This is a genomic window from Nostoc sp. JL34, from assembly GCF_017114945.1.
Taxonomy (GTDB): Bacteria; Cyanobacteriota; Cyanobacteriia; order Cyanobacteriales; family Nostocaceae; genus Nostoc.
Map to the genome: position 1 here is coordinate 26,397 of NZ_JABXKQ010000020.1, position 17,546 is coordinate 43,942.

Sequence of the window (17,546 nt, forward strand, 5' to 3'; positions counted from 1 at the left end):
ACAGGCAATTAATTTATCTTCGTTATCCTTACTCTTATAGTATAAATAGTTATCTTGATAAAAGAGTATCATATTGTACAATTTTTTTACCATTGCCTATAAGTATTAACTTGTCTGAAAAAGTTTAGACAAAATGCCAGCATTCTATAAATTTGATTGCTATATTAGATTAAATAACTATTCTGGCAAGGGTTGAAAAGCTGTGCGGGATGATTTACAGGGCTTGGAAATTAGTCAGGATGCTCTGCAAAAGCTGACTAATTTGCCTGTCAATGAGGAACTTCTAATCATTACAAATCCTCTGAAGATATTAGTAAATATATATATCCAAAAACTTAAAAGCTCTGAAGGGGCAACTGTAGTTTTTATTGGATTTTCTACATTTGTTTTTGTCTATATTCTATTTGATATAATTATTAAGCTCTTTGTTACGTGGATAACAATTCCATCTTGGATATTATTAATTATATTAAGTCTTTGGGTTGGTGGTCTGACGCAAACTATCTTATATTTAATATGGAAAAGTAGAAGTAAAATTGTTAAAAATAATATGACAAAATCTCTGCAAATTCTGTTGAATGAGGTTAATAGATACAATACTGTTATTAGAGTCATTGATATTAACGATCAAATAGAAGAAGCTGGTAATCCAGAAGTGCTTATAAAGGAACGAGAGGGTGTTATCGAAGCGCTTCAACTCACAAAAACTGATTTAGTTCGGGCTTTAAAAACAGAAAGAATTTTGAGGGAAAATAAGAGCTTTATCCTTGGTAATACAGAGCTATTTGTCAACAATTTAGCTACTTTAACAGCCATGCAAGTAACTGAACAGGCTACTGAACATGGAAGGTTACTCAATGAAGCATTACAAATTGCCTTAGATGTGCAACACGAAATGAAAAGATTACAGACTCAGCGTTAAGATAATTCGTAATTCGTAATTCGTAATTAAGTTTTGTAATGGGGATTTAGAAAGCACCCCTAAATTCACTCAGCACTCAGTAAGAGTTGGAGAAAGTGTAGATGCTGCTGCTAATTGGTTGATTTTCAACCTACTCACCAGATATTCTCAATGGCTTTTTCCCTAATCCTTCCCACGGTTGCAATCCCCGGTCTAACATAAAGAATATTCGTAAAGCGATCGCTTATCCACATGGACTGGAAAGAAATTAGAGGAAACTGGGTAATCATTCCCCGAAATCCCATAGGTATCGTTCATTTTTTAGGAGGTGCATTTGTCGCCACTGCACCGCACATCACTTATCGCTGGTTACTAGAACAACTGGCAAGTAAAGGTTATGTTGTAATTGCAACCCCTTTCGTCAATACATTGGATCATACTGCGATCGCAAAATCTGTGCTGTTAAACTTTGACCGCACTCTCGAACGCTTACACGACTCTGGGGCATTACGCAAGCTTTACTTCCCCATCTACGGCGTTGGACACAGTATGGGCTGTAAACTTCACTTGCTGATTGGTAGCCTCTTTAAAGTAGAACGCGCGGGCAATATTTTAATCTCCTTCAACAACTACGCCGCGAAAGAAGCTATCCCTCTAGTAGAACAGTTCAATTCTACTTTGAAAATCGAGTTTACCCCCTCACCTTTGGAAACTAACAAGCTTGTCCAAGATCGTTACAATATCCGGCGCAATTTATTAATAAAATTTAGTAATGACACCATTGATCAATCGGCAGCTTTAACCAAAATCTTACAAGAACGTTTTGATGAGATGGTGACAGCACAAACGTTACCAGGAAATCATACAACACCTCTAGGTCAAGATATTAAATGGCAAACTGGAACATCTTTTACCCCCTTTGATGCCTTAGGGCAATGGTTTAAACAAGAAGCATACCGTGACTTAAACCAGCTAAAAGCCACCATCCTCTTGTGGTTAAATCCTCTGGTAGCACCATAAGAAGTTATGACTTTTAAACAGTCATAACTTCGACATAAAAATAAAAATCAGTTAGTAGTATATCTCGATAATATTACTAACTAATTATCCACTATCGTATTTTTATTTATACCGCTAATTATTAATGAGTCTTTTCTACAACTTTATATGTTTCAAATACTAATAATTGATGACGACTATTCAATAAAAATACTCCTGAAAAGGATGTTGGAAAAACAGGGTTATGAGGTAGTTACTGCTAGTAGCGGCGAGGAAGGAATAGAAAAAGCACTGGCTTACCGTCCTGCACTAATTATTTGTGATTGGATCATGCCAGGTTTGACTGGACTGGAAGTTTGCCACCACATTAAGACAGACCCCAAATTTTCCACCACATTCTTTATTTTATTAACATCCTTAGATTCAGTTGCCGATTGCGTCAAAGGTCTAGATGCTGGTGCTGATGATTTTATCTCCAAACCTATCGAACACAATGAATTACAAGCACGGGTAAGAGCAGGATTACGCCTGCATCAGTTAAGTAGAGATTTGCAGGCTCAAAAATTGCTTTTAGAATCAGAAATGTCAGAAGCAGCAGAATATGTGCGATCGCTGCTGCCTTTTTCCATGACTGAACCTTTCAATATAAATTTCCGATTCATTCCCTCACGACAACTCGGCGGTGACTGTTTCGATTACTATTGGCTCGATGATGATTATCTAGCAATTTACTTACTCGATACTGCTGGACATGGCCTCAAAGCTACCCTTCCCTCTGTTTCAGTGCTGAATCTGCTGCGTTCCCGTGCGCTCAAAGGTCTGAATTACTATCAACCTAGTGATGTATTGAAGGCTTTGAATGATACCTTCCAGATGAATTATCAAAATGACAAATACTTTACGATTTGGTACGGAGTTTATAACCGAATTAACCGCCAGTTAATTTATGCTAGTGCAGGTCATCCACCAGCAATTTTAGTAACCGGCACATCTCCAAGGAAGTCTGAAGTTAAACTCTTGAAAACCCCCGGTATGCCAGTTGGTATGTTTCCAGAAGCAAAATATGTTGATGGGTTTTATAATATTGAAAAATTCAGTACCCTTTATATTTTTAGTGATGGTGCTTATGAAATCACTAAATCAGATGGTACACTTTGGAGTTTAGATGCTTTTATTCAGCTACTAGTTAGCTTACAAAATCCTGTTGATAGCCAACTCGATCACGTACTGAGTTATTTAATCGCCCTGAACTCCAAAGATGGTTTTGATGATGATTTATCTATTTTGCAAATTAAGTTTGATTAATTACGTCTTGGATACTAAAACCTGATTAAATGCGTCTTGACTGGGGAATATTTCAAATACTTTATCCATATTAGTCAGTTCAAATAATATCCTGACTTGCTCATTGATTGAGCAGAGAACAAGCTTAGTATCCGCTGCTCGCAAGGTTTTGAAAGCTAAGACTAAAGCTCCCAAACCTGAACTATCCATAAACGTTACATCTTTAAAATCAACTAACACAATTTTCGCACCATTTTCTATAATATCAGTGATGTTTTGTCGAAATTCTTGTGAAGTTGTGGCGTTTAAATTCCCACTGAGCTTAATAACTTTTACTTGTTCTTTCATAATTATGTCACGCTAATTTTTGTAAATGATGCTCTGATTTCGCTATTATAGAACATTTAAAAATGCTTGTAAAATAAAACTTAAGATTACAGATCGAATAATAATTGATAATTAATCAGAATATATAAAGATTAGTTATAAATATTTTAATCTGATTTCTTTGTAATCACAAAGAAATCAGATTAACTTAATTAAGTATAGCTTTCATACTAAAAACAGACCAATTATCAATAAATAAGGCAAGTAAGTCGGCACGGTAAAACTCATGTATGTTTAGTTCCGTAAAAAAGGTGTAATGACCAAATTTTAAGCTATTCGCTGATTTGATGTTTCGTCACATAGGTTGATTTTTTAGCGCCGACTTACATTTCATTGTTCTATGTGTATACTGAACTACAAGCTGAAGTTATTGCTTTTCAGATTATTTCTCAAATATTTTTGCAAAACTGAGATTCTCCAATAAATCTCATGATCATAGCCGTGATTAAACAATTTAAAATTCAATACGTCGCAACGATCGCGCAGCTAAACCGAGTCTAGTAGCGGTGTTACTGTGCCTGAGTACTAAGTGGTGGATCATCTGCCAGCACCCAGTAAATTTTCCCTGTCTCCAGCCCTAACTCAGCACTACAAGCAAAAATACTATGAAAATTACTCAACTATCGGAGTTTCACATCAGAATCATTAGTGGACATAATCTTTGATTGACTACTGAGTACTTATGATAGTAACTAGCATCTACGTTTATTTATGTCCAATTTCTTACATAATTAAAATAATTTACCTCTGGACTGCCGCTCTAGAGTCAAAAATTTCGGTTTCAACAGCGCCAAGCAAGCTCGAACCTATACTAATGCTCTAACAGAAGTTATCTGAGGTGATCGCCTCTGCTATTTTCAGTATTCCCAATATCTGTCATTTATCAACATACAATACAAAAAATAAAGAGTTATGAATTTGCAACTCCTAACTCCCTCAAACAGGACTCACTTTCGCTCTGTAAAGCAGTTTCTCACCTTGAAGGTAGCCAGTGTAGCGTACTTTAACTGTTTCTCCAAGTTTTGCAGTTCCCTCCAGCAATTGGTGTAGTTGGGGATTATAGGGTAATTCTGCTCCCACGGGTGCGATCGCTTCCACTCCCCACGCTTGTAAAAGCTTTTCCAGGGGTTTTTGCACCAACGGTACTATTTTGACTGCTGCTAGCTGTGGATTCTCCTGCGCTTTCTGTGCTGCTGTTGGCCATTGCAATAATAAAGACTCCAGCAGTTGCAAACTCGACTGCTGGAGTTCTTGTAGCAATACCTCTCGCTGTTGTTCTAATTGAAGTTGCGAGCGATCGTACTCTCTTCTTAAATCTGTAATTTCTTGTAACAATTCCTGAGTAGGCGCTGTTTTATCTTGTAATAACTCTACGGTTGAAAAAGTTGTGATTAATTCATTCAATGGCATCTGTAGCACTGGCGACAGCTTGAGCAGCACATCTACCCGCATCTGCTCTAGCTTTCCTTGGCGTAACCGCAAAAGTTGACGCTCTGAGACACCAGCAGCGCGACTCAGCCCTTTAAAACTAGAAATACCTACCTGTTGCATTAAATTTTGCAACTTTTGGGTGAAGTCAATATTGAGCATTGGGTATTGGATACTGGATATTAGGTATTGGGTACTGGGTATTGGCAAGAAAATTAAGTCTTTAGTTCTTAGTCTCTAGTCCCCAGTCCCCAGTCCCTATTCTTCCAGCAAACTTCTCAACATCCAAGCTGTCTTTTCGTGTACTTGCATCCGCTGAGTCAATAAATCGGCGGTAGGTTCGTCGTTAACTTCCTCTACCACGGCGAAAATAGACCGTGCAGTTCTGACTACGGCTTCTTGTCCTTCCACTAGCAAGCGGATCATCTCCACAGCTTTAGGAACTCCGGGAGTTTCTGGAATCGAACTCAGTTTGGCATATTCGCTGTAGGTTCCTGGTGCGGGATAGCCAAGGGCTCTAATTCTCTCGGCTATTAAATCAACTGCTAACGCTAATTCTGTATACTGGGTTTCAAACATCAAATGCAATGTTTGAAACATCGGCCCCGTTACATTCCAATGAAAGTTATGAGTTTTCAGATACAGTGTATAAGTGTCAGCCAACAGGTGAGATAAACCGTCGGCAATTTTAGCCCTACTCGCCTCGTCAATGCCGATATTTACATTTTTGACTGTTACTTTCGATGACATAATTTTCTCCTAATTAGGTTATATGTAATTGGGGATTGGGCATTGAGCATTGGGCATTGGCAAGAAAATTAAGTCTTTAGTTCTTAGTCCCCATTCTCCATGCCTCATTCCCCATGCCCAATCCCCATTATCTATGCCAAGTGCATCTTCAAAACGCTGCGGGGTGCTTTACGGACTCTGGCTAAAACGGTTTCTTTGCCTAAACGCTGGCAAGCTTCATACCGATGGCAACCAGAGAAGCCATAATATTGTCCATCTACTTCTAGGACATCAATAGGTTCTTGCTGCCCAATCTCCGCAATCGATTCCATTAAAGCTTGCACTTTCTTTGGATCGTTTGCACGGGGCAATGGCCGTTTTATCTGATTTAATGGAATTTCTTGGACTCTAACCATAAAGAGTTTATCCAACTAGTTCTGTTTTGTGCCTCTAAATAAATCATAGTCATTATGACTTCGTTTTGCAACTTTTTGGGGGGCAAAACTGTTAATGGTATCATTGGAGCGCTCATGCGACAAAAAAACCGCGTTACAAAGCAATTAGAAAATCAGCTCCAACGACGCATTAAGGGGCAGAAGACGCTCTCTACGAGACGCTGCGCGATCGCTAGTACTTGTTCGCGATCGCAACTCTACCAGACGCTACGCGAACGCTATCAGGTAGCCATGAAATTTTCGTTTTGGCGTTTTTCCCACACTGTGATGACAACATTTTGTCTATTGGGACTGACTGCTGCATCAGGGCCTGAGAGCAACATCCAGGATATAGAACTGAAAATTGGGATTGTGCAGCGATTTGGCGCCGAAGCCACAGCCAAGCTGCAACTGGAACCCATAAAAGGCGATCGCTTAAAGCTAAAATTTCAAGCGGGCAATAAGCAGCAAATCCTGTTTACTAAGAACCCTGTAAAGCTGGAAACAGTCATGCAAGCTTTACCCCAGTCAGCAGTCGAAGAAGTGGTAGTTTTGGGCACATACCGCACTTTTGAAACTGCGGAAGATAGTGCTAATAAATGGCGTTCTCAGGGAATGGAAGTGGAAATAGCCCAGCCAGAACGTTGGCAGGTTTGGGCTAAACGAGATGTTTACAGCACTCCTTTACTGCGACGCTTGTTATTACAAAACATCCAAGCTTCTACTCAAGAAAAAGTATATCTTGATACTAAAATTTTGAAACAAGTGCCACGAGTCAGTTGGGTGGTGGATGGTAATCGCTATAGCCCGAATGATTTGGAAATTAGCACTGAGAAAAACTTGATTCGGGTGAATAAAAGCGAAAAACCAGAAAATGCTCGTCTTTATGCCGGCCGACTGAATTTGCAGCCAAATGCATACGGCACATACACTCTAGTTAACCAAGTCCCCTTAGAAATTTATTTGCGTGGGGTTGTGCCTTATGAAATAGGCACAGATGCACCAACAGCAGCCCTAGAAGCCCAGGCAATTCTCGCCCGGACTTATGCCTTGAGAAATTTACGTAGGTTTGCCGCAGATAACTATCAGTTGTGTGCGGATACTCACTGCCAAGTTTATTATGGGCTGAAGGGAGCAGCTGCCAAAACAGACCAAGCGATCGCCTCAACCAGGGGTAAAGTACTAACTTATAAAAATGAACTAGTAGACGCCCTATATTCTTCCACCACTGGTGGCGTCACCGCCTCCTTCAGCGATGTCTGGAATGGCGACGATCGTCCTTATCTCCGCCCTGTACTGGATGCTCCGACTAATTTTTGGGACTTGTCTAAGCAGAGTTTAGCAGATGAAAAGAACTTCCAAAAATTTATTAATACGCAACAAGGATTTAATGAAAGCAAGTGGGATATGTTTCGTTGGCACAAAGAAACCCCTTTAAAGGATATTATCAAAGACTTGCAGAAATTTTTGCAGGTGAAAAACAGTCCTCATGCCAAATTTAAGACAATTCAGGCGATGGCAGTAGTGAAGCGAAGCCAGAGTGGACGTATCCTGGAACTGGCGGTTAAAACTGATCACAGCACATTTATTCTGCACAAAGACGAAGTTCGCAGTGCTTTTGCCGCTCCCACAAGTACGCTTTTTTACATAGAACCCTTGAACAAAGGCAAAGTGGAACTCTGGGGATACGCTTTTATTGGTGGTGGATTAGGACATGGAGTTGGCTTGAGTCAAACTGGCGCTCAAAATTTAGCAAAACTAGGTTGGTCAAGTCCAAAAATTCTCCAATTTTACTATCCTGGTACTAAGATTCAAATTCTCAGTAAAGAGATTAAGCTGTGAATTACTCACACTAACTTGGAGTATCAAGTACAACGAAACTCCACACTGAGAGGGCTTTTCAAGTAATTTAACTAAAGTACTCCCCATCTTAGTCGTGGTCTAATATACCTGAAATTTGCTGCCAAAAATTAAGCAGGAACACAACATTTACTGTGTTCCTGCTCAAAACGAAAGTTAGGCTTTTTGTCAAAGTCGTTTCAAGAGGTATACACGGCACTGGGAGGATGTTGACCCTAAACGCCATGCTTCTATTTTTTCAACATTAGTAACTCTTGCAAGAGGTTTATGTTTGAGTCGCTTAACTCTTAGTAAAGATCTTCTTCTTTGTGAGTTTCGATTGTTACGTCAGAGGTTGGGTAGGCCACACAAGTCAGTACATATCCCTTTTCGATTTGTTCATCATCTAAAAATGATTGGTCACCCTGATCGACACTACCTGATACGATTTTACCTGCACAGGTCGAGCAAGCACCAGCGCGGCAAGAGTAAGGCAAGTCAAGACCAGCTTCTTCAGCCGCGTCTAGAATATAGGTATCGTCATCAACGTCAAGTGTTTTATTTAGTCCTTCGGCCTCGTTGATTAGTGTCACTTTATAAGTTGGCATTGAGTAATCCTCTCTTTTGCAAACGGCAGTATAAGTTATCTTAAGGCAAAGGTCGCGGCTGTTCTGTGGAATTAGCCGCTGGTTTAAATTTGCTTCAATTCTGATACTACGAGAAAAATTAAACGATGTAACTGGAAATTGAACCCGATTAGTAATGAAATTTAGTTGCTTAATCCCGATAAGTTTTATTTATATTATTTCCCCCCCTAGTGAGGTTGTGATTAGAAAAACTTATGTCATGGGGAATAAAACATGAGTGAGATTAATGTTGCCTGTATTTTGTAGGACTTACGCAGAAGAAATATCCCAACTCCCTCAAAAAGCAGGGCTGTTTCATCTCCTAAAAGGCGCTGATTTACAAGCGTGATTAGCAAAAAAATCATTAAAAAATCTGATTAAACAACCATTATAGCGATCGCATACCCCTACTCTGAAAGCAAACTGACGCGGAGTGTCTCGTAGACAAGCGCTGCTGCGATCGCACTGAAATTTTCTGTTTCCCAATTTCCCAATTTTTTTTGCTGATCATTTTGACAAAGTTCTTACCTGATGAAATCAAACAGCTTGCTCTCAAAAAGGGGGCTTTTGTTTTGAAGTCTCCCCTTTTGAGCATACGTACTTCTGCCTAGCTTCAAATAAAGTGTCATTAGTCCTTGAGGGGGTAGGACGAATGTTGTAGAGTCTAGACTGGTGAAACCCATGAAGAGAGAATCTCACCACTAGAAGCGTAGGAAGATCATCAAAAACAGAACTAGTGAGGATCATGTATAATTCAGAGGCAGCTTTGGAAAAAGCAAGAGTGCGTGTAGGTTTGGTAGGTACTGGGTATGCGGCAAAGTTTCGCGCTGAGGCATTGCTCCATGATGAGCAAGTGCGATCGCATTTAGTCGCAGTTGTTGGTCATACGCCAGATAAAACAGAAATCTTTGCCAAAGAGTACCAGATTGAAGCGTTGAGTACTTGGCAAGAGCTAGTAGAGCGTGAAGATATAGACCTAGTGATGATCTCCACTATTAATCGAGATCATGGTGCGATCGCTCGTGCAGCCCTTACTAACGGTAAACACGTAATTGTCGAGTATCCTCTCTCTTTGGATGTAGTCGAAGCCGAGGAACTGATTGCCTTAGCCAAAGCACAACAAAAACTCCTGCATGTAGAACACCTAGAACTTTTGGGTGGTTTGCATCAAGCTTTAAAGCAAAACTTAGCCAAAATTGGTGAAGTGTTTTATGTTCGCTACAGCACCATAAATTCCCAGAATCCTGCACCCCGCAAATGGACTTATAACCACGAGTTGTTCGGTTTTCCCTTAATGGGGGCGTTGTCTCGCCTACATCGTCTCACAGATTTATTTGGTAAAGTATTTACAGTTAACTGTCACCAGCGATATTGGGAAATAGAACCGGAATATTACCAAACCTGTTTCTGCACTAGTGAACTGTGCTTTGACAGTGGACTTTTAGCCCAAGTAGTCTATGGCAAGGGTGAAAGTATTTGGCAATCAGAACGCAAGTTTGAAGTTCACGGGGAAAAAGGTGGTTTAATTTTTGATGGCGACACCGGAATTTTCATCCAGCCAGGGGAAACAACACCTATAGAGGTTGGCCCTCGCCGGGGTTTATTCGCCAAAGACACGAGTATGGTGTTAGACCATCTTTTTGAAGGCACTCCTTTGTATGTTACCCCAGAGGAGAGCTTGTATACCCTAAAGGTTGCTGATGCTGCACAAAGAGCCGCACAGACAGGGTTAACTATGTTTATGAAAAATATCTAGATAAAAGTTAATGAAAACCGAACTAATTGTTATTTTATCCCAACGAGAATTAGACAAGATGCGTCAAGCTGGGCGTTTAGCAGCCAAACTTCTCCAGCATTTGGAACCCTTTGTGAAGCCAGGGGTTAGCACTCTTGAACTCAATGATGAAGCCGAACGTTGGACGCAAGCGCATGGAGCAAAAAGCGCACCCCTTGGCTATAAGGGTTATCCGAAGTCGATTTGCACTAGTGTAAATGAGGTAATTTGTCACGGCATTCCCAATGCCAAGCAAATTCTCAAGGAAGGTGACATCATTAATATTGATGTCACGCCGATTGTTGAGGGTTATCACGGCGATACATCGAAGACATTTTTTGTCGGTACTCCTTCGCCAAAAACGAGAAAGCTGGTAGAAGTGACAGAAAAGTGTTTGCGCTTAGGTATTGCTGAAGTTAAACCTGGGGGACGCATTGGCGACATTGGTGCAGCCATTCAAGAGTATGCTGAAGCAGAAGGCTTTTCTGTAGTGCGAGATTTCGTTGGACACGGCATCAGTAACATTTTCCATACTGCGCCGGATGTTCCCCACTATGGTACACGTGGTAAGGGCAAGCGCCTGAGACCGGGGATGGTTTTTACTATTGAGCCAATGATTAATGAAGGTACTTACGAAGTTGAAGTTCTCAGCGACAAGTGGACTGCGGTAACGCGCGATCGCAAACTTTCTGCTCAATGTGAGCATACCTTAGCTGTAACTGAAGATGGCGTTGAAATCCTCACCCTACCTGAAGGCGAGAATTACTGGGCTGTATGACAACATTATGATGAAAAATTCCTTTCATTTGGAAGGAGCCAAAGTCACTAGTTCCAATTCCTGAAAAACTTATATTTTGTTCGCTCAAGAATGTCATAAAATCTCTTGTTTTTTTTCTCAGCGCTCTCTGTTATGGAGGTAAGATTATGACCCAAGCGTTGCCCAAATTACTAACCTTCAATGAATTTATCGAATGGTATCCCAACGATGGAAAACGCTATGAGTTGCACAAAGGAGTAATTATTGAAATGCCGCCTCCAACCGGAACACATGAAAAAGTTATTGCATTTTTGTCGCGAAAATTAACTGTGGAGTTCGATCGTCTTAATTTCCCCTACGGAATTCCCAAAACCGCATTGGTCAAAACTCCTTCTGCCGAATCCGCTTATTCGCCTGATGTGTTGCTGTTAAATCTTGATAATCTCGACAATGAACCACTTTTTCAAAAACAGTCAACAGTAAGCCTTGCAGCATCGGTTCCAATAGTTATTGAAGTTGTTTCAAGCAACTGGCGAGATGATTACTACAATAAATTTAGAGATTATGAAGAAATGGGAATTCCCGAATATTGGATTGCTGATTATGCTGCATTGGGTGCAAGAAAGTTTATCGGCAATCCCAAACAACCCACTATTTTTATATGCGAATTAGTTGATGGCGAATATCAAATGACACCTTTTGAAGGCAATACAGCGATTTTATCACCTAATTTTCCCCAATTAAATTTAACTGCACAACAGATTTTTAATGCGGCTAACTAATTTTTTATCTAGTCTTATAACTATCTTCCCAACTTATTAGGAATACCTTCACAACCACCAGGAATAGTACCTCTAGTTTTTTCGCCACCCCAAGTGCAACAGTAGTTACGTGTAGACTCAGAAATCCGTTGCACATTGCTGAAATCGGCATTTTCTACCACAGCGCCAGTTTGTTCGCCGGTTTCATAATCTGGTGCTTGAGTGCGACTGCGGGGTGATGCTTTATCTACTACACCATAGAATAAGCGAATCCCGTTGATGTCAGCACCGTTGAGATTAGCACCGTATAAAATTGTGCGGGAGAGGTTGGCTTTTACTAAGTCACAACCGGACAGGTTCGCACGGACAAGATTAGCTTCGCTGAGGTCAGTCCAACGTAAATCAGTACCAGATAGGTCTGCTGCGGCTAGCATTACCCCTAAATCGATGACGCGCACACCTTCGAGGCGGTCTTCTGCATATCCGCCAGTTCCATCAAGAATGGCTCGACCTAATAAGCGATCGCGTTTGAGAGGTGACAGTAACTTGGAACGTGAGAGAAAACGGAGAATTTTCGCTTTCCCACTACCATCAACACTACTTAAAATTGCCGCAGTGCGTCCTTCAGCGATCGCTCTTTCTTGGGGCCAATCTTCTAATAATCCTTCTTCATCTAATACCAAGTCTGAAACGCCTTGGAAATAGGAATCAATCGTCTGCTGCTGGGTGATAATGTTTTGCTGAACTGTTAGCAGGTTTTGCTGAATTGTCAAGTCTTTGGAAATCACATATTGTCGCCATGCTACGTAAACGGCAATGATGGCGATGAGAATTTGCCCCAAAGCGCCAAACCAATCTGCGAGGGTTCCAGCAATGTCCCAGTTAATTTGGCGTCCTAAAAGTAGTAAGCGATCGCCCACACCCGTGAACCTGATCAAGCCGATGATCGCGACTAGTAGTCCCAAAAAGGCCACAAACAGGGTGCGTTCTTGGGGTGAAAACCATTCGTCTAAAACTTCTTGCAACCAAGGCAATAATATCGCCAGGGATAACAGCAAAGTTATCAGTGTTCCGATGATACCAACAATCCAGTTATTGAGGATAATTCCAATAAAGGTGATGGCGATCGCGATTAGAGTAATCAGCAATGCCCTCGGCTTAACTGTAAATTGCTTGGTAATGGGTTGCTTGAAGTCAGAACGGGCTTGTTGTAAAGCAATTGTCTGTTGCGGAGATTTTAAAGATGCGATCGCTGCTAGTGCTTGTTGTGTCGCTAGTACTTCTGAGCTGAGGTTTTTCTCAGTTGCACTCCCGTCAAAGTCATCTGGTTGCAAATCGTTTTCGGGGGCTGGTTTTGGGGTTGGTAGATTAGAGGAATCGGATTCAATTGTCATGTTTTCTATTTTGCCCCCTCAATCCACGTTATGCAGCGTTCCTACCGCAGTAAATTCTTAAAAAACAGGCTGAAGATTATTTTTGCTTGTCCTTTTGGCAACTACGACTATTGCGCTGAGAGTCATCGCCAGACCTGTTAATTACCTGAATTTAACACCCTGGAGCGATCGCTTTATTATGCTTACTCCTTCTAGGTGAATGAGTATTCGTGCCAATCGCAAATGGGGCGATAGCCAATCGCTTGATAAATATGATTGGCTGTGGGATTGGCTAAATCTGCTATGAGGAAACAATTGTGGCATCCCTGGTCTAGCAGTTTTTGGCTTAACGCTGCGACACAGGCAGTGGCATATCCTTGGCGACGATACTCTGGTGGTGTATAAGCTAAATTGATCCGACCAATTGTAGGTAACACTTGTTTACTAGATGCAACTGAAACTGGAGTGCTATCAACCCAAAAATAAGTATTCTGCTGTTTCAACCGATTATCTACTTGGTGTTCGACATCTTCGCTCACCGCCTGATCTATCTCAGATAAAAATGCAGAAAGCCACTCGATCAATAGAGAGCGATCGCCTTCAGTTGCCAGTCTAAGATATCCTCTGGCCGTTGAGACTCTTTGCACTGCCATTAATTGGTAAATTTTCATTACCACCGACCGTTGATAAAATTGTTCTGTCAGGGCTTGCCAAATCTGCGAGAATATTTCTACCTCTTTAGCCAGTCCCATGCTTCCTGGCAGTTGCTCTTGACGCAAATCTTGAGCAATCAACTGCAAAGCATCCATATTCTGGGCTGTGGATAGGATCAATTTTTGGGGTGGGGTGCGGATGGCAACAGCCCCAATCTCGCCACTTGTTTGGACAATTACTAAATAAGGCTTACCCAGATAAAGTTCTGGGTTATACAACAAGGTATGCAAAATACTGAGTAAAACATTATTTTCTACCTGATGCTGGAGTAAGTAAGCCTGAGTGCAGTGCCAGAATTCCTGAATGTTGTCGAATCGATTTAGTTGCATGATTAGCCTTCCTCACTAACCATTACCATCAAATAATAAAAATATATATTGTGGGGTGGGCATCTTGCCTGCCCTGATTCATGAGCGTGCAAGGATGTCCACCCCACAAAATTGAGTAATGTATTTGTTGGAATTCCCAATCCTTTGCACTCAATTAAGGTGCAAGGGCATTACCCCGAATTAGACTACCAATGGTTTTGGCAGTAATCTTCAATTGGGTGATGGGATTAGCAGGGACAACCGTCTTATACAGATAGCTATCGAATGTTAGCCGTTGCACATCGAGGTCATCACACATTTCCACAAACGCCTCACGGGTAGCGTTGGAACGATAGAACACGGTTTGCAGAATGTCCAACACCTTGTAAGTGAGTCCATATCTTTTATCCCAACGCTTCAGATAAATCTTGAGGTCGCCTTCTGTAGGAATACGGCTACCACTGTTAGATGTTTCTACAATGGTTTCGGCACACATCCGCCCAGATTTAGCGGCAAAATAAATACCTTCACCAGAAGACTTGGTAACGTAACCAGCAGCATCTCCCACCAAGGCGATGCGACCGACAACACGACGGGGACGGGGATGTTCCGGAATGGGGTGGGCTTCGACTTTGATGATTTTACCGCCTGCTAGCTTCTCGGAAGCACGAGCGCGGATACCAGCTTGTAACTGTTTGATGCTGGCTTTATTGATGTGCATTGTACCAGTACCGACAGCTACGTGGTCATATTTGGGGAAAACCCAAGCGTAGAAGTCAGTAGAAACGTCATCACCAACATACATTTCGGCGAGGTCGTTATAGTAGGCCATTTTGTCTTCGGGTAAGCGAATTCGCTCTTGGAAGGCGATCGCATAATTGTAATCCCCAGCGTCCATTTCCTTGGCAACGCGGGAATTAGCCCCATCTGCCCCAATAATTAGATCCACCTTCAGGGTTTTAGCAATCCCCTGTGATATCCCATCTGTATGGTCAATGTAATGGATGGTATAGGGATCAGTATTGTTTCCTGGTATATCGAGTTTATGAACAGTGGCATTAATTAAATTTGCGCCTACTTTTGCCGCGCGATCGCGCAAAAAGCCATCCAGCACTTCCCGGCGGCACATTCCTATATATTCATCTTCATTTATCAGATTGATATCAACCTCGCGATTGGAAGGCGAAATCATTTTCATCTTCCGTACCCGGCGATCGATAATCTCTGGTGATAAGTCAAATTCACTCACCATACATAGGGGAATTGCACCCCCACAAGGCTTTGCATTGTCTAACTTCCGCTCAAACAGGTAGGTTTCAATCCCAGAGGCTGCCAGTGTTTCAGCGGCAGATGAACCAGCAGGGCCTGACCCAATAACAGCAACCCGTAGTGTCAAAGGTCTTTCTCCCAATCTTCACATTTACCGAGAGCATACTACCACGGTCTTTCTGGTGATTTGGCGCTTTTCCTCCAGGTTTCTGCACAAATGCAATATTCCTTAATGTTTCGATACGAATGGGGACTGGGGATTGGGGATTGGGGATTGGGAAGAATGAAGAATATTACCTACCCAGTCCCTAGTTCCCAGTCCCTAATCCCCAATATGCAGATTTCCTTATTCGATTCTTTTACTAGACAAGTTAGTACTGCCGCAATTACTGGATATCAAAAGCACATTTCCCCACATAAAGGTTTTGCTTGTGCCCACAGAATACTATATGGCGGCGAATCTTGTTCTCAATACATCAAGCGGGTAGTTGCCAAGGAAGGGTTAAAAGCAGCTTTTGTCAATTCCCGTGAACGATTTCAAGCTTGCAAGCAAGCTAACCAAATTTTGCGATCGCAAACCGAGAACTCAGAAGAATCCACAGACGGCGAAGCAGACACGCAGCAAGGACAACAAGCCTCTGGTAAAGTTGCTCAAAAATCCTCATTTATTAGCAGCGACAATACTAACTGTTTTGATTGTGCCGATTTGGGCTGCAATTGTGCCCAGATGGTTAGCATGACTCCTGATTGTGGTTCCCTAGATTGCGGTGCTGCTGATTGCGGTTCCCTAGATTGCAGTGGTGCTGACTGTAGCTTTCTTGATTGCGGCAGTTGCGGTAGCTAAATCTTGTTCATCCATAAATAACGATGTATGGTATATGTAAGACACAGTAATCCTACCAAGGATCTGTAGATTTAGTTGCAGAGGTACAGCAGCAGTGGGCATAGTAGTTGAGAACGTATCCAAACAATTCGGGAGTTTCAAGGCAGTTGATCAGGTCAGCCTGGAAATTAAGAGTGGTTCGCTGGTTGCATTGCTCGGGCCATCGGGATCAGGTAAATCTACGCTACTACGGTTAATCTCAGGTCTAGAAATGCCTGATAGCGGCAAAATCCTGCTTACCGGTAAGGACGCTACATACCAAAGTGTGCAACAGCGGAATATTGGGTTTGTGTTTCAGCACTATGCCCTATTCAAGCATCTAACTGTCAAGCAAAATATTGCCTTTGGCTTAGAAATTCGCAAGGCCCAGCCAAAGAAAATTAAGGGAAAGGTAGAACAATTACTAGAATTGGTGCAGTTGACTGGATTAGGCGATCGCTATCCATCACAACTTTCTGGTGGTCAAAGACAACGGGTAGCATTAGCCAGGGCATTGGCAGTAGAACCGGAAGTTTTGTTGCTAGATGAACCCTTCGGCGCACTTGATGCTAAAGTCCGCAAAGACTTACGGGCATGGTTACGCCGCCTCCATGATGAGGTTCATGTTACTACCGTTTTCGTCACCCACGACCAAGAGGAAGCAATGGAAGTCTCCGATGAGGTTGTGGTGATGAATAAAGGGCGTGTGGAACAGGTGGGGACACCAGCAGAAATTTACGATGACCCTGCCACTGCATTTGTGATGAGCTTCATCGGCCCAGTGAACGTATTACCTAGTACCTCAAAGATTTTTCAAAGTAGTGGATTTGATGCGCCACACCCACAAGTGTTTTTGCGCCCGCAAGATGTGATTTTGGAAAAGGTTGCTAACGGTACTACTACGGTTGCTACAGTGAGCCGATTGATACATTTGGGTTGGGAAATTCAGGTGGAATTAACTTTTGATGACGGGCAAGTGGTGATGGCGCATTTAACACGCGATCGCTTTAATGACTTAGAGTTAGAACCGAAACAGCGAGTGTATGTGAAGCCAAAGGATGCAAAGTCCTTCCCAGTGTCTTATTCAATTTAAAATTGCAA

The 17,546-nt window shown here is 41.8% G+C and carries 17 protein-coding genes; 9 read left to right on the forward strand and 8 right to left on the reverse strand.

From position 1 onward, the window contains the following. The first annotated feature begins 202 nt into the window (after nt 1–202). The 3 genes from HWQ44_RS03070 to HWQ44_RS03080 all read left to right on the forward strand — a co-directional run bounded on the left by HWQ44_RS03070 (nt 203) and on the right by HWQ44_RS03080 (nt 3,205). Entirely contained in the window at nt 203–922 is a 720-nt protein-coding gene (locus HWQ44_RS03070; RefSeq protein ID WP_292714621.1) for a hypothetical protein, read from the forward strand. 231 nt (nt 923–1,153) lie between these two features. Then, nucleotides 1,154–1,921, forward strand: coding sequence for a DUF1350 family protein (locus HWQ44_RS03075; protein ID WP_292714624.1), 768 nt, complete (start codon nt 1,154–1,156; stop codon nt 1,919–1,921). 147 nt (nt 1,922–2,068) lie between these two features. After that, the gene (locus tag HWQ44_RS03080; protein ID WP_292714627.1) at nt 2,069–3,205 is read left to right on the forward strand and encodes a SpoIIE family protein phosphatase; all 1,137 of its coding nucleotides are present in this window, start codon (nt 2,069–2,071) and stop codon (nt 3,203–3,205) included. Here the strand turns inward: HWQ44_RS03080 and HWQ44_RS03085 are convergent, their stop codons facing one another. The 4 genes from HWQ44_RS03085 to HWQ44_RS03100 all read right to left on the reverse strand — a co-directional run bounded on the left by HWQ44_RS03085 (nt 3,206) and on the right by HWQ44_RS03100 (nt 6,144). Further along, a complete protein-coding gene (locus HWQ44_RS03085) occupies nt 3,206–3,532 on the reverse strand; it encodes an STAS domain-containing protein (protein ID WP_292714630.1) in 327 nt (108 codons plus the stop codon). Nucleotides 3,533–4,507: 975 nt separating this feature from the next. Continuing rightward, on the reverse strand, nt 4,508–5,161 hold the full coding sequence (gene grpE / locus HWQ44_RS03090; RefSeq protein WP_292714633.1) for a nucleotide exchange factor GrpE: 654 nt from the start codon (nt 5,159–5,161) through the stop codon (nt 4,508–4,510). A 96-nt stretch (nt 5,162–5,257) separates the two neighbouring features. Then, the gene (locus tag HWQ44_RS03095) at nt 5,258–5,749 is read right to left on the reverse strand and encodes a Dps family protein (RefSeq protein WP_292714635.1); all 492 of its coding nucleotides are present in this window, start codon (nt 5,747–5,749) and stop codon (nt 5,258–5,260) included. A 131-nt stretch (nt 5,750–5,880) separates the two neighbouring features. After that, nucleotides 5,881–6,144 carry a sulfiredoxin gene (locus tag HWQ44_RS03100; protein WP_292714638.1) on the reverse strand — a complete coding sequence of 88 codons (264 nt, stop codon included), beginning with the start codon at nt 6,142–6,144 and terminating at the stop codon, nt 5,881–5,883. 270 nt (nt 6,145–6,414) lie between these two features. On the opposite strand from HWQ44_RS03100, the gene HWQ44_RS03105 reads away from it, so the two are divergent. After that, on the forward strand, nt 6,415–8,004 hold the full coding sequence (locus HWQ44_RS03105; protein WP_292714749.1) for a SpoIID/LytB domain-containing protein: 1,590 nt from the start codon (nt 6,415–6,417) through the stop codon (nt 8,002–8,004). 305 nt (nt 8,005–8,309) lie between these two features. Here HWQ44_RS03105 and HWQ44_RS03110 read toward each other — a convergent pair whose 3' ends face one another. Further along, nucleotides 8,310–8,609, reverse strand: coding sequence for a ferredoxin (locus HWQ44_RS03110; protein WP_069073385.1), 300 nt, complete (start codon nt 8,607–8,609; stop codon nt 8,310–8,312). Nucleotides 8,610–9,372: 763 nt separating this feature from the next. Here HWQ44_RS03110 and HWQ44_RS03115 point away from each other — a divergent pair. From HWQ44_RS03115 to HWQ44_RS03125, 3 genes are all read left to right on the forward strand, one after another. Next, nucleotides 9,373–10,383 carry a Gfo/Idh/MocA family oxidoreductase gene (locus HWQ44_RS03115; RefSeq protein ID WP_292714643.1) on the forward strand — a complete coding sequence of 337 codons (1,011 nt, stop codon included), beginning with the start codon at nt 9,373–9,375 and terminating at the stop codon, nt 10,381–10,383. A gap of 10 nt (nt 10,384–10,393) precedes the next feature. After that, nucleotides 10,394–11,179 carry a type I methionyl aminopeptidase gene (gene map / locus HWQ44_RS03120; RefSeq protein WP_292714646.1) on the forward strand — a complete coding sequence of 262 codons (786 nt, stop codon included), beginning with the start codon at nt 10,394–10,396 and terminating at the stop codon, nt 11,177–11,179. A 146-nt stretch (nt 11,180–11,325) separates the two neighbouring features. Further along, nucleotides 11,326–11,940 carry a Uma2 family endonuclease gene (locus tag HWQ44_RS03125; RefSeq protein WP_292714649.1) on the forward strand — a complete coding sequence of 205 codons (615 nt, stop codon included), beginning with the start codon at nt 11,326–11,328 and terminating at the stop codon, nt 11,938–11,940. A gap of 20 nt (nt 11,941–11,960) precedes the next feature. Here HWQ44_RS03125 and HWQ44_RS03130 read toward each other — a convergent pair whose 3' ends face one another. The 3 genes from HWQ44_RS03130 to chlP form a co-directional block, all read right to left on the reverse strand. Further along, nucleotides 11,961–13,313, reverse strand: a complete 1,353-nt coding sequence (locus HWQ44_RS03130; protein WP_292714652.1) for a pentapeptide repeat-containing protein — start codon at nt 13,311–13,313, stop codon at nt 11,961–11,963. Between the two features lie 191 nt (nt 13,314–13,504). After that, on the reverse strand, nt 13,505–14,335 hold the full coding sequence (locus HWQ44_RS03135) for a GNAT family N-acetyltransferase (protein WP_292714655.1): 831 nt from the start codon (nt 14,333–14,335) through the stop codon (nt 13,505–13,507). A gap of 154 nt (nt 14,336–14,489) precedes the next feature. Continuing rightward, nucleotides 14,490–15,710 (reverse strand): geranylgeranyl reductase, encoded by a 1,221-nt coding sequence (gene chlP / locus HWQ44_RS03140; RefSeq protein WP_292714657.1) that lies wholly within the window; start codon nt 15,708–15,710, stop codon nt 14,490–14,492. A gap of 207 nt (nt 15,711–15,917) precedes the next feature. Between chlP and yidD the strand changes: the two genes are divergently transcribed. Together yidD and HWQ44_RS03150 are read left to right on the forward strand one after the other, a co-directional pair. Further along, the gene (yidD, locus tag HWQ44_RS03145) at nt 15,918–16,427 is read left to right on the forward strand and encodes a membrane protein insertion efficiency factor YidD (RefSeq protein WP_292714752.1); all 510 of its coding nucleotides are present in this window, start codon (nt 15,918–15,920) and stop codon (nt 16,425–16,427) included. Between the two features lie 94 nt (nt 16,428–16,521). Beyond that, complete coding sequence (locus tag HWQ44_RS03150) at nt 16,522–17,538, forward strand: sulfate/molybdate ABC transporter ATP-binding protein (RefSeq protein WP_292714659.1); 1,017 nt, start codon at nt 16,522–16,524, stop codon at nt 17,536–17,538. The last annotated feature ends 8 nt before the right edge of the window (nt 17,539–17,546 follow it).